The sequence below is a fragment of the Mycolicibacterium celeriflavum genome (assembly GCF_010731795.1).
Lineage (GTDB): Bacteria > Actinomycetota > Actinomycetes > Mycobacteriales > Mycobacteriaceae > Mycobacterium > Mycobacterium celeriflavum.
This window is the reverse complement of sequence record NZ_AP022591.1, coordinates 231939-243504: the sequence shown is the minus strand read 5'-3', so window position 1 is coordinate 243504 and position 11566 is coordinate 231939. Positions and strand designations below refer to the sequence as shown.

13 protein-coding genes are annotated in these 11566 nt (G+C 67.9%); 5 read left to right on the top strand and 8 right to left on the bottom strand.

Features of this window, described 5'->3' with window-relative positions:
• Positions 1–105 precede the first annotated feature (105 nt).
• Positions 106–1278 (bottom strand): radical SAM family heme chaperone HemW, encoded by a 1173-nt coding sequence (hemW, locus tag G6N18_RS01130; RefSeq protein ID WP_083001247.1) that lies wholly within the window; start codon positions 1276–1278, stop codon positions 106–108.
• 159 nt (positions 1279–1437) lie between these two features.
• Between hemW and G6N18_RS24845 the strand changes: the two genes are divergently transcribed.
• From G6N18_RS24845 to G6N18_RS01115, 4 genes are all read left to right on the top strand, one after another.
• Positions 1438–1533, top strand: a complete 96-nt coding sequence (locus G6N18_RS24845) for an Ms4527A family Cys-rich leader peptide (protein WP_353612118.1) — start codon at positions 1438–1440, stop codon at positions 1531–1533.
• Positions 1534–1645: 112 nt separating this feature from the next.
• Positions 1646–3352, top strand: coding sequence for a nitrite/sulfite reductase (locus tag G6N18_RS01125; RefSeq protein WP_083001249.1), 1707 nt, complete (start codon positions 1646–1648; stop codon positions 3350–3352).
• A gap of 8 nt (positions 3353–3360) precedes the next feature.
• On the top strand, positions 3361–4053 hold the full coding sequence (locus G6N18_RS01120) for a phosphoadenylyl-sulfate reductase (protein ID WP_083001393.1): 693 nt from the start codon (positions 3361–3363) through the stop codon (positions 4051–4053).
• Positions 4032–4817 (top strand): sirohydrochlorin chelatase, encoded by a 786-nt coding sequence (locus G6N18_RS01115; RefSeq protein ID WP_083001251.1) that lies wholly within the window; start codon positions 4032–4034, stop codon positions 4815–4817. Before G6N18_RS01120 ends, G6N18_RS01115 begins: the two co-directional genes overlap by 22 nt.
• Positions 4818–4822: 5 nt before the next feature.
• Here G6N18_RS01115 and G6N18_RS01110 read toward each other — a convergent pair whose 3' ends face one another.
• The 7 genes from G6N18_RS01110 to G6N18_RS01085 all read right to left on the bottom strand — a co-directional run bounded on the left by G6N18_RS01110 (position 4823) and on the right by G6N18_RS01085 (position 10303).
• The gene (locus G6N18_RS01110) at positions 4823–5899 is read right to left on the bottom strand and encodes a class I SAM-dependent methyltransferase (RefSeq protein WP_083001252.1); all 1077 of its coding nucleotides are present in this window, start codon (positions 5897–5899) and stop codon (positions 4823–4825) included.
• 97 nt (positions 5900–5996) lie between these two features.
• Positions 5997–7043 (bottom strand): sulfate/molybdate ABC transporter ATP-binding protein, encoded by a 1047-nt coding sequence (locus G6N18_RS01105; protein ID WP_067226321.1) that lies wholly within the window; start codon positions 7041–7043, stop codon positions 5997–5999.
• Positions 7044–7060: 17 nt separating this feature from the next.
• The gene (gene cysW / locus G6N18_RS01100; RefSeq protein ID WP_083001254.1) at positions 7061–7873 is read right to left on the bottom strand and encodes a sulfate ABC transporter permease subunit CysW; all 813 of its coding nucleotides are present in this window, start codon (positions 7871–7873) and stop codon (positions 7061–7063) included.
• Entirely contained in the window at positions 7870–8697 is an 828-nt protein-coding gene (gene cysT, locus G6N18_RS01095; RefSeq protein ID WP_067226327.1) for a sulfate ABC transporter permease subunit CysT, read from the bottom strand. Before cysT ends, cysW begins: the two co-directional genes overlap by 4 nt.
• A complete protein-coding gene (locus G6N18_RS01090) occupies positions 8694–9725 on the bottom strand; it encodes a sulfate ABC transporter substrate-binding protein (protein WP_083001395.1) in 1032 nt (343 codons plus the stop codon). The genes cysT and G6N18_RS01090 overlap by 4 nt, the downstream gene beginning before the upstream one ends.
• A gap of 118 nt (positions 9726–9843) precedes the next feature.
• Positions 9844–9936, bottom strand: a complete 93-nt coding sequence (locus G6N18_RS24840) for an Ms4533A family Cys-rich leader peptide (RefSeq protein ID WP_369816629.1) — start codon at positions 9934–9936, stop codon at positions 9844–9846.
• Positions 9937–10105: 169 nt separating this feature from the next.
• The gene (locus G6N18_RS01085; RefSeq protein WP_083001255.1) at positions 10106–10303 is read right to left on the bottom strand and encodes a hypothetical protein; all 198 of its coding nucleotides are present in this window, start codon (positions 10301–10303) and stop codon (positions 10106–10108) included.
• A gap of 32 nt (positions 10304–10335) precedes the next feature.
• Here G6N18_RS01085 and G6N18_RS01080 point away from each other — a divergent pair, with 32 nt between their 5' ends.
• Complete coding sequence (locus G6N18_RS01080) at positions 10336–11553, top strand: FAD-dependent oxidoreductase (protein ID WP_083001257.1); 1218 nt, start codon at positions 10336–10338, stop codon at positions 11551–11553.
• Positions 11554–11566 lie beyond the last annotated feature (13 nt).

Sequence of the window (11566 nt, the reverse complement as noted above, 5' to 3'; positions counted from 1 at the left end):
CACGTTGTGGACGCACTCGTGGTCTCCCGCCGCCTCCGATCGCCGAGCGTCGGTTTATGTCACGCGCACCAGAAAAAGCGCGCATCGACCCGACAATCGCCGCACCTAATCGAGCAGATCGCGGACCACGGCGTCGGCCAGCAGGCGGCCGCGGTCGGTGAGCACCAGCCGGTCGGCCATCCGGGTCAGCAGCCCGTCGGCGACGACGGTGTCGGCCCGGTGCCGTTCGGACGCCGACAGCAAGCTCGGCGGCAGCCCGTCGCGCAGCCGCACCCGCAGCATCACATCCTCGATGTGCACGGTTTCGGCGTCGAGTTGCTCACAGTCGGACACCGGTAGCCGACCGTCGGCCAACATCTGCGCATAAGTGTTGGGATGCTTGACGTTCCACCATCGGACCGCACCGATGAAGCCGTGCGCCCCCGGCCCGGCGCCCCACCACTGGCCGCCGTTCCAGTAGCCGATGTTGTGCAGACATTCGCCACCCGGCCGACTCCAGTTGGAAACCTCGTACCAGTCGAAGCCGGCGGCCGTCAGGCGTGCGTCGAGCAGCTCGTAGCGGCGGGCCAGCACGTCGTCGTCGGGCGGTGTGAGCTCGCCGCGGCGGACCCGACGGGCCATCGCGGTGCCGTCCTCGACGACCAGCGCGTAGGCCGAGACATGGTCAACCCCTGCCTCGACGACCGTGTCGACCGAGCGCATCAAATCGTCGTCGGACTCCCCCGGCGTGCCGTAGATGAGGTCCAGGTTGACGTGCTCGAATCCGGCCGCCCGGGCTTCTCGCGCGGCGGCGAGCGCCCGGCCCGGCGAATGCGCGCGGTCCAGTGCCGCCAGCACATGCGGCGCCGCGGACTGCATCCCCAACGAGATCCGGGTGTATCCGGCCTCGCGCAACTGCTCGAAGAGCAGCGGCGACGTCGACTCGGGGTTGGCCTCGGTGGTGACCTCGGCATTCGGCGCCAGCGGGAAATGCGTGCGCACGGCGTCGAGCACCGCGGCCAGGCCCGTGCCGCCCAGCAGAGACGGCGTGCCGCCGCCGACGAACACGGTGTCGACCTGCGGCGCGCTGCCCAGCCGCCGAGCCGCCAAACTCAGCTCGGCACGCAACGCAACCAGCCACTCGCCAGGATCGGCGCCGCCCAGCTCGGCGGGGGTGTAGGTGTTGAAGTCGCAGTAACCGCAGCGAGTGGCGCAGAACGGCACGTGGATGTAGACACCGAACGGCCGGCCCGGCGTGGGCGCGACAGCCGGCAACTCAGCCGGCGCGGTTCGGGTCATGCAAGCGATTGTGCGCCTGGCCGCGAGATTGCACCCACGCAGGCGCCCGCTCGTACTTCTGCTGCGTGATTGCAGCCTCGATGCGCGGTTTCCGCTCACCGTGACCGCAAATTCTGCCCGGTTAGGGCATATGCCGGTGTCCGTGGCACAATTGGGCATGTGACCGCCGTCCGCAGCTTCCCCCAGCGTGTAGCCCTGGTGGCGCGGCGGCATGTCGATTTCAAGCGCGTTTGTAGCTGTTGTTGTCTGCCCTGACGCTTGATCCCTAGGACCCAGCCCACCCCGTATTTCAGCTGGCCGCCGGATCTGCGCCGCCGGACAGCCCCGGTGATGTCGCGCGATCCGGCTCCACAGAGGAGCCACGACCATGACCACAGCGGAATCCAAACCACGCCGTACACCAGCCGGCTCGCCGGCGTCCGCCAAGCGCCCCCGTGCCGAGGGCCAGTGGAAGCTCGGCTACCGCGAACCGCTCAACGGTAACGAGCAGTTGAAGAAGGACGATGACGCGCTCAACGTGCGCGCCCGCATCCTCGACATCTACTCCAAGACCGGCTTCGACGGCATCGACAAGACGGACCTGCGCGGCCGCTTCCGCTGGATGGGTCTGTACACCCAGCGCGAGCAGGGCTACGACGGCACCTGGACCGGCGACGAGAACGCCGACCTGCTCGAGGCCAAGTACTTCATGATGCGGGTGCGCTGCGACGGCAAGGCGCTCACCGCCGCCGCGCTGCGCACGCTGGGCGAGATCTCCACCGATTTCGCGCGCGACACCGCCGACATCTCCGACCGGATGAACCTGCAGTATCACTGGCTCGAGATCGAGAACGTGCCAGAGATCTGGGAGCGGCTGGCCGCTCACGGCCTGCAGACCACCGAGGCCTGCGGGGACTGCCCGCGCGGCATGCTGGGCTCGCCGCTGGCGGGGTTGTCCCTCGACGAGGTGCTCGATCCGACGCCTGCGCTCGACGAGATCGTGCGCCGCTACATCGGCAATCCCGAGTACTCGAATTTGCCGCGCAAGTACAAGACCGCGATCTCCGGGTTGCAGGACGTCGCCCACGAGGTCAACGACATCTCCTTCATCGGGGTCGACCATCCCGAACACGGTCCGGGGCTCGATCTGTGGGTGGGTGGTGGCCTGTCCACCAACCCGATGCTGGCGCAGCGACTGGGTGCGTGGGTTCCGCTCGACGAGGTGCCCGACGTGTGGGAGGCCGTCACCGCGGTGTTCCGCGACTACGGGTACCGGCGGCTGCGGTCCAAGGCTCGGCTGAAGTTCCTGATCAAAGACTGGGGCGTCGAGAAGTTCAGGGAAGTTCTCGAACAGGAGTACCTCGGGCGCAAGCTCATCGACGGGCCCGCCCCCGAACCGGTCAAGCATCCGATCGACCACGTCGGCATTCAGAAGCTCAAGAACGGGCGCAACGCCGTCGGCGTCGCGCCGGTCGCGGGCCGTGTGTCCGGCACGATCCTGAGAAAGGTCGCCGATCTCGCCGAAGCGGCGGGCTCGGACCGGATCCGATTCACGCCCTATCAGAAGTTGATCATCCTCGATGTGCCCGACGACAAGGTCGACGAGCTGTCCGCCGGCCTCGAGGCGCTCGGGTTGCCGCCGCAGCCGTCGCACTGGCGCAAGAACCTGATGGCCTGCACCGGCATCGAGTTCTGCAAGCTGTCGTTCACCGAGACGCGTACCCGGGCTCAGGGGCTGGTGCCCGAGCTGGAGAAGCGGCTCGAGGACATCAACGCCCAGCTCGACGTGCCGATCACGATCAACATCAACGGCTGCCCGAACTCGTGCGCGCGCATTCAGGTCGCCGACATCGGGTTCAAGGGCCAGATGGTCGACGACGGCGACGGCGGTTCGGTCGAGGGGTTCCAGGTCCACCTGGGCGGCAGCCTCGGTCTGGACAGCGGCTTCGGCCGCAAGCTGCGTCAGCACAAGGTGCTGTCCTCCGAGCTCGGCGACTACATCGACCGGGTCGTCCGGAACTTCGTGAAACAAAGGGAGCAGGGCGAGCGTTTCGCTACGTGGGCCATACGAGCAGACGAGGCGGACCTGAGGTGACGGAGTTGATGACAGAGGACGACCTGCAGGCGTTGGCCGAGCGCGGTGTGGCCGAACTCGACGGGGCCAGCGCACTCGAACTGCTGCGCTGGACCGATGAGAATTTCGGCGGCAACTACATCGTGGCGTCGAACATGCAGGATGCGGTGCTCGTCGACCTGGCCGCCAAGGTGCGGCCCGGCGTCGACGTCCTGTTTCTCGACACCGGTTACCACTTCGTGGAGACCATCGGCACCCGCGACGCCGTCGAGGCGGTCTACGACGTCAACGTCGTCAATGTCAGACCGCAGAACAGTGTGGCCGAGCAGGACGAGTTGTTCGGCAAGGACCTGTTCGCCCGCGAGCCCAACGAATGCTGCCGGATGCGCAAGGTCGAACCGCTGTCGGCGGCGCTGCGCGGATACTCCGCATGGGTGACCGGCATCCGCCGGGTCGAGGCACCCACGCGTGCCAACGCGCCACTGATCAGCTGGGACAAGGCATTCGGGCTGGTGAAGATCAACCCGTTGGCGGCCTGGACCGACGAGGACATGCAGGCCTACATCGATGCCAACGGTGTGCTCGTCAATCCGCTTGTGGACGAAGGTTATCCGTCGATCGGCTGCGCGCCGTGCACGGCGAAACCGGTCGAGGGCGCCGATCCGCGCAGCGGCCGGTGGGCCGGCACCGGCAAGGTCGAATGCGGGCTGCACGCGTCGTGACGGTGCTGGCACCCGCCCGCCGCGCTCTGGTGCTGACGGCCCACGGCAGCGCCGACCCCCGGTCGGCGGCGGTGACGCATGCGGTGGCGGGCCGGATCCGGCGGCTGCGGCCGTGGCTGGACGTCCGCGCGGCGTTCCTCGAACAGAACGGGCCTTACCTGAGTGACACTTTGCGCGAGCTGGACGGCCCCGGTGTCGTGGTCCCGTTCCTGCTCGCCGATGCCTTCCACGCGCGGATCGACATTCCCGCCGTCATCGAGGAGTCCGGTGCCGTGGTGGACCGGGCCGACGTTCTCGGCGAGGACCCGGCCCTGATGACGGTGTTCCGCCGGCGTCTCGCCGAGGCCGGGGTCTCCCCTGACGACGACGGGCTCGGGGTGATCGTCGTCGCGGTCGGCACCTCCAGCGAAGCCGCCAACGCGCGCACCGCGACGGTGGCGCACGGCCTGGTTGCCGGAACTCGTTGGTGCGGAACGCAGATCGCCTTCGCTACCGGTGCCTACCCTGGCGTCGCCGACGCCACGGAGCGGCTGCGGGCCGACGGCGCCGAGCGCCTCGTCATCGCCCCCTGGTTTTTGGCGCACGGCCGCATCACCGACCGGGTGAGGGCGTACGCCGCAGCGAACGGCATTTCGATGACCGAACCGCTGGGCTCGCACAACTTGGTCGCCGCGACGGTGCTGGACCGCTTTGACGCAATAGCCGCGGCCGCCGCGGTCGGCGCAGAGGCTCCAGTCGCCGCGGGGGCGGTCGCCGCCGCCTGAATTCCTCAGGGCCGGATCTCGAACACGTTGTTGAACGGGGTCTGGGCCGCGAGTCGGAAACCGCTGAACCCGGCGGTCGTCACGACGTCGCGGATACGGGCGGGACCGGCCTGAGTGCCCAATGCGAGTCCGACCGGCTGCGACAGCGACGACGGCGTGCACAGCAGCGTGGAGAAGCCGTAGTAGGCGCGTCCGATCGGGTTCAGGTTGTCTTCGACCCGGTCGCCGGCGGCCGGTTCGACCACCATCCACGTGCCGTCCTCGGCGATGACGTCCCGCACATGGCGTGCCGCGCCGATCGGATCGCCCATGTCATGCAGGCAGTCGAACATCGTGACCAGGTCGTACGGCCCGCCGCCGAAGCCGTCCGCGGGCGCGGTCTGGAAACTGACCGACGTCGTTCCCGTCGCGGCGCCCCGCTCACGGGCCACCGCGACGGATTCTGCGTGACCGTCTGTCCCGATGAACGTCGAGGCCGGAAAGGCTTGAGCCATCAGGATTGTCGACGCCCCATGGCCGCAGCCGACGTCGGCCACCCTGGCACCGCGCACCAGCTTGTCCACGACACCGTCCAGTGCCGGGATCCAGTCGGCGACCACGTGCGCGGCGTAGGTCGGGCGAAAGAACCGTTCACACCCGACGTGGACGTCGGAGTTGTGCTCGCCCCATCCGACGCCGCGCCCGGTGCCGGCCGCTTCGATGATGCGCCCTGCGTCCCTTGCGGTGCCGTGTGCGATCTGGAACAGGCCGGTGACGAAGGCCGGGCTGGTCTCGTCGGTGAGTGCCACCGCCTGCTCGGGCGGCAGCCGATAGCGCGCAGTCGACGGTTCGTACTCCACGAACGACCCCGCAGCTTGGGCGTTGAGCCATTCCCTGGCGTAACGCTCGTCGGTGTCGGTGCGTTCTGCCAACTCAGCGACGGTGCTGGGCCCGTGCTCGGCCAGTGACCGGTAGTACCCGAGTCGGTCACCCATGACAACCAGCGCACAGTTGAGTGCGGCGCCGGCCTCCTCGACAGCGCGGAACACGAAGGCCATGAGCTTGTCCGGATCGACCTCGGCAGGTGTGCGCAATGCGTCCATTCGAGCTACTGAACCAGCCCCGCGCCCGAACGGGATGAGGCGTTTGCCTCATCTTCGGCCGCGAGTTCTCAGGGTGCCCGCGCCCCGAGTTTGCCCCTCAGCGCCTCGTCGTCGGTGGCGTGTCGGCCGTCGGCAGTTCGGTGCCGGCGGGAATCGACGGCACGCGGGTGGCACGCACGTACACGGTGTCGCCTTCCCGCAGTCCGAGCGCCTCGGCGTCGCCGCGGGTGATCTGCGCGGTGAACGGCGTCTGCGTTGCGGCGTTGGTCATTTCGACGCGAACTTCGAAGCCCAGCATGACGATCCGGTCGATGACCGCGCGCACCACGCCGGCGCTCTGCACCGAGTCGTCGATCGAGGCGATCGCCATCTCGGGCGTGCGCCCCACCCGGATGTCGTGCGGGCGCACCAGGGCCCCGTTCAGCAACGACACGGCACCGAGGAACGACATCACGAACGCGTTCGCCGGCTCGTCGTACACCTGTGTCGGTGAACCGATCTGCTCGATACGGCCCTTGTTGAGCACCGCGATCCGGTCGGCGACGTCGAGGGCCTCGGATTGGTCATGGGTGACCAATACCGTCGTCACATGCACCTCGTCATGCAGGCGGCGCAGCCACGCCCGCAGATCCTCGCGCACCTTGGCGTCCAGCGCGCCGAACGGCTCATCGAGCAGCAGCACCTGCGGGTCCACCGCGAGCGCGCGGGCAAGCGCCATGCGCTGACGCTGACCGCCGGAGAGCTGGTTCGGGTATCGGGTCTGAAAACCCGTCAGCCCAACGACTTCAAGGAGATTGTCGACCTTCTCGGCGATCTCGGCCTTCGACCGTTTGCGGATCTTGAGTCCGAACGCGACGTTGTCGCGGACGGTCAGGTGCTTGAACGCGGCGTAGTGCTGGAAGACGAAGCCGATGCCGCGTCGCTGCGGCGGGATCTTGGTGACGTCGCGGCCGTTGATCGTGATGGTCCCGCTGTCGGGCTGGTCCAGGCCGGCGATCGCGCGCAGCAGGGTGGACTTGCCCGAACCGCTGGGCCCCAGCAGCGCGGTGAGCGAACCGGCGGGCACGTCGAAGTCGACGTTGTCGAGCGCGGCGAAGTCGCCGTAGCGCTTGTTGGCGCCCTCCACGGTGATCGCGTTCGGCACAGCCGTCGTCTCCTGTTCTACTCGGTCGTCTTCTGGCGGCGGGCGTCGAGAATCACCTGAGCGATCAACACGATCACCGCCACCGCCATCAGCAGCGTCGAGATCGCGTAGGCGCCGTATTCCGCGCCGCGCGCATGGCGGTCCGACACCAGCAGGGTCAGCGTCTGCGAGGTACCCGGCAGGTTCGACGACACCATGATCACCGCCCCGTACTCGCCGAGGGTACGGGCCACGGTCAGGACCACGCCGTACATCAGGCCCCACTTGATCGAGGGCAGGGTGACCCGCCAGAACGTCTGCCACGAGCTCGAACCCAGCGTCGACGCCGCCTCCTCCTGGTCGGTGCCCAGCTCATGCAGGACGGGCTCGACCTCGCGGATGACGTACGGCACGGTGACGAAGATGCTCGCCAACACGATGCCCGGCAAACCGAAGATGATCTTGAGACCGAGGTTGTTTTCGACGAAGCCGAACGCTCCGGCGCTGCCCCACAACAGGATCAATGCGACACCGACCACCACCGGAGACACCGCGAACGGCAGGTCGATGACCGCCTGGAGCAGGCTCTTGCCACGAAACCGGTTGCGCGCCAGCACCAGAGCCGTCGGCACCCCGAAGATCACATTGAGCGGCACGACGATCGCGACCACCAGCAGCGAAAGGTGAAGCGCCGAGATCGCCGCCGGCGTGGTGATCGACTCGACGAAGGTGCCGATGCCGGGCGCGAAGGTGCGCCACAGGATCAGCCCGACGGGCACGACCAGCAGCACCAGCAGGTAGCCGAGTGCGACGATGCGCAGCACGTACCGCGCCGCAGGTGAAAGGATCATGCCTCGAGCTCCTGCCGCTTGGCGGCGCGAGCCCCGACGGTGCGCAGGATCAACAACACGACAAAGGAAAACGCCAGCAGCACAATGGAAACCGCGGCGGCCCCGGTCCGGTCATCGAATTCGATGAGGGTACGGATGTACTGGGAGGACACCTCGGTCTCCCCCGGTACCGCCCCGCCGATCAGCACGACCGAGCCGTACTCGCCGATCGCGCGGGAGAACGCCAGGCCGGTACCCGACAGCAGCGACGGCAGCAGCGCGGGCAGGATCACCAGCCGGAAGATCGTGAAGTTGTCGGCGCCCAGCGACGCCGCGGCCTCCTCCACTTCCCGGTCCAGTTCGAGCAGCACCGGCTGCACCGAGCGCACCACGAACGGCAGCGTGACGAACAGCAGCGCGGTGGCCACTCCCCACTTCGTGTGCTGAATGTGCACTCCGACCGGGCTGTTCGGGCCGTAGAGCGCGAGCATCACCAGGCTGGCGACGATGGTGGGCAACGCGAACGGCAGGTCGATGATCGCGTCGACCAACCGCTTTCCGGGAAAGTCGTCGCGGGTGAGCACCCAGGCGACCAGCAGGCCGAAGAACAGGTTCACCACCGCGACGACTGTCGAGATCGTCAACGTCACGCGAAACGATTCCAGCGCCGCGTTGGACGTCACCGCCTCCCAGAACGCCGCCCACCCGCCGCCCGCGGACTGCCAGACGATCGCGGCCAGCGGCAGCAGCACGATCACCGACAACCACGTCGTCGCGACGCCGACACGCAGGCGAGTGCTGCCGTACCGGCCGGCGAAGATGCCGGGGTCGAGCGCAGCCGTCATCCGGTCGCCTGTTTGTAGATTTTCGTGATCGAGCCGTTGTCCTTGTCGAACAATGCCGGATCGACGGTGCTCCAGCCATCCAGGTCGGCGATCGTCCACAGCTTCTGCGGGGCGGGGAAGTCGATCGCGAAGTCCTCGGCGACCGCGGGATCGACCGGCCGGAAACCGGCCTGCGCCCAGATCTTCTGGGCCTCCGGGGTGTAGAGGAAGTTCTTCAGCGCGTTCGCCTTGTCCTGATGCGCGCTGGAGGTGACCACGGCGACGGGATTCTCGATTTTGAACGTCTGCGGCGGGTTGACGTGTTCGACCGGCTTGCCCTGACGCTCGACGTTGATCGCCTCGTTCTCGTAGCTCAACAGCACATCGCCGGTGCCCTGCAGGAACAGGTCGGTGGCCTCGCGGCCCGACGCCGGCCTGGTCTTGATGTGTTCGGTGACAAGCTTGTCCACGAATTCGAGGCCGGCCTGCGGGTTCTGGCCGCCGTTGCTCTTGGCGGCATACGGCGCCAACAGGTTCCACTTCGCCGACCCGGAACTCAACGGGCTGGGGCTGACCACTTCGAGCCCGGGTTGCAGAAGGTCGTCCCAGTCCTTGATGTTCTTTGGGTTGCCCTCGCGGACAACCAGCGAAACGACCGAGCCGAACGGGATGCCCTTCGTGACGCCGGCGTTCCAGTCCTCGGTGACCTTGCCCGCCTCCACCAGCCGGGTGATGTCGGGTTCAACCGAGAAGTTCACGACGTCGGCAGGTTTGCCGTCGACCACCGCGCGCGACTGATCACCCGACGCACCGTAGGACGTCGTGACCGCCACGCCTTCACCTTCTTGGCTGGCCGCGAACGCCGGGAGGATGTCTCGCCAACCGGGTTCGGGCACGGCGTAGGCGACGAGCGTCAGGGTGGTTTCGGCGTCGCCGCCCTGCCGGTCGGCGCCCGGCACATCGCTCGTCCCGCCACCGCACGCGGCGAGCAGGGTTGCGGTGGTCGCGAGCGCCGCGGCGGCACGCCAGGATTTGCGGATGTTGACCATCGGTGACCTTTCGTTGGGGGATTTCAGCGGAATCCGTCCCGACGGAAAGGCGATGGATCGGCTCGAGCGCGCCATGCCACAGCCGTCACCGACACCGAACCGCGGACGGGTCAGGGAGTCAGCAACAACAACAGACATCGGCGACAGCGCTCAAACCCACGGCAATGAGGGCCAGCACATGGCCGCTCTTGTTGCCGGACGCTGTTTGCATGGCGCGAAGCCTAACAGAGTTGGCGCAAGCCGCCCGGTGAGGGATTCGCAGGTGTCACCGGGTGAACAGCCACATGACGAGCACCAGGATCACCAGGATGACGAGCACCAACGTCACCCGCGACCGCGGCATCCCGCCGCTCACCGCGCACCCGGCTTCTCGCAAGCGCTCACCGGTCGACGTCCTCATCGTCGTGGCGGATGTGGCGCACCAACCTGATCCCGTTGCCGAGGGCGCCGTCGAGCACAACCGCGACGCCGTACGCCAGCGCGAGCACCACCGGCATCACCACCGCGGTCTGGGCGACGAACGGCAGGCCGGAGAGCCACAGCTCGACGCCGTCCCACCAACTGAGGAAGTCACCCACGCGGCCAGCCTAGGCGATGCGAAGATGGCCTCGTGCCTGCGAAGCGCACCACCTGCGTCGTGGTCGGCGGCGGCCCGGCGGGCGTGATGCTCGGACTGTTGCTCGCCCGTGCAGGCGTCGAGGTCACGGTGATGGAAAAGCACGCCGATTTCCTTCGCGACTTCCGCGGTGACACGGTGCACGCCAGCACGCTGCGGCTGCTCGATGAGTTGGGGTTGTCCGACGAGTTCGCCGCCGTGCCGCACCGCGAGATCGACACGTTGGCGTTGACGGTGCAAGGCGTGCAGGTTGCCATGGACCTGCGACGTATTCCCGGACCGCACAAGCACATTGCGTTGGTCCCGCAGTGGGACTTTCTCGAACTGCTGGCGTCAGCCGCGGAACGGGAGCCGTCCTTCACACTGCTGCGCAGCACCGAGGTGCTGGGGCCGGTCTGCGCAGGCGGCACGGTGACCGGGGTGCGCTACCGAGGCGCCGACGGCGAGGTCCGCGAGATGAGTGCGGCGCTGACCGTCGCCTGCGACGGGCGGTCTTCGACGATGCGCACCGCGATGGGCCTCACGCCGCGGAACTTCGGGGTGCCGATGGACGTCTGGTGGTTTCGGGTGCCCCGTGACCCCGATGATCCGCACGGGCTCGCCGGCGTGCTCGGCGCGGGGCACGCCCAGATCGTCATCGACCGCGGCGACTATTTCCAGTGCGCGTACGTCATTCCCAAGGGCCGCGACCAGCAGTTGCGCGCGAAGGGCATCGGGTCACTGCACCGCGGTGTGGTGGCCCTGGTGCCGTGGCTGGCCGACCGCGTCGGCGCGGTGACGTCGTTCGACGACGTGAAGCTGCTCGATGTGCAACTCAACCGGCTAAGGCGCTGGTACACCGATGGTTTGCTGCTGATCGGTGACGCCGCCCATGCGATGTCGCCGGTGGGCGGCGTCGGGATCAACCTCGCGGTGGCCGACGCCGTCGCGACGGGGCGGATCCTGGCCGGCCCGTTGCGCTCGGGGACGCTGTCCACCAGGCATCTGATGCTTGTCCAGGCCCGGCGATGGCTGCCGACGGCGCTGATCCAGTCGGTGCAGAAGATGATCCATCGCCGGGTCATCGCGGTCGCCGTCACGTCAACCGGACCCGCAGAGCCGCCCCTACTGGTGCGCGCCGCCGCCAGGCTGCCGTTGCTGCGCAGGGTGGCGGCCTACGGTGTCGCGATCGGCCCCCTTCCCGAACGTATCCCGGCCTTTGCCCGCCGGTGACAGCGCGAAGTGC

Bases quoted from the DNA above. Each gene is read 5' to 3' on its own strand.
- G6N18_RS01125 (WP_083001249.1), top strand. From the start codon at position 1,646: ATGACCACAGCGGAATCCAAACCACGCCGTACACCAGCCGGCTCGCCG.
- G6N18_RS01120 (WP_083001393.1), top strand. From the start codon at position 3,361: ATGACAGAGGACGACCTGCAGGCGTTGGCCGAGCGCGGTGTGGCCGAA.
- cysT (WP_067226327.1), bottom strand. From the start codon at position 8,697: ATGACGGCTGCGCTCGACCCCGGCATCTTCGCCGGCCGGTACGGCAGC.
- G6N18_RS24840 (WP_369816629.1), bottom strand. From the start codon at position 9,936: ATGCAAACAGCGTCCGGCAACAAGAGCGGCCATGTGCTGGCCCTCATT.
- G6N18_RS01110 (WP_083001252.1), bottom strand. From the start codon at position 5,899: ATGGACGCATTGCGCACACCTGCCGAGGTCGATCCGGACAAGCTCATG.
- G6N18_RS01115 (WP_083001251.1), top strand. From the start codon at position 4,032: ATGCGGGCTGCACGCGTCGTGACGGTGCTGGCACCCGCCCGCCGCGCT.
- cysW (WP_083001254.1), bottom strand. From the start codon at position 7,873: ATGATCCTTTCACCTGCGGCGCGGTACGTGCTGCGCATCGTCGCACTC.
- hemW (WP_083001247.1), bottom strand. From the start codon at position 1,278: ATGACCCGAACCGCGCCGGCTGAGTTGCCGGCTGTCGCGCCCACGCCG.
- G6N18_RS01090 (WP_083001395.1), bottom strand. From the start codon at position 9,725: ATGGTCAACATCCGCAAATCCTGGCGTGCCGCCGCGGCGCTCGCGACC.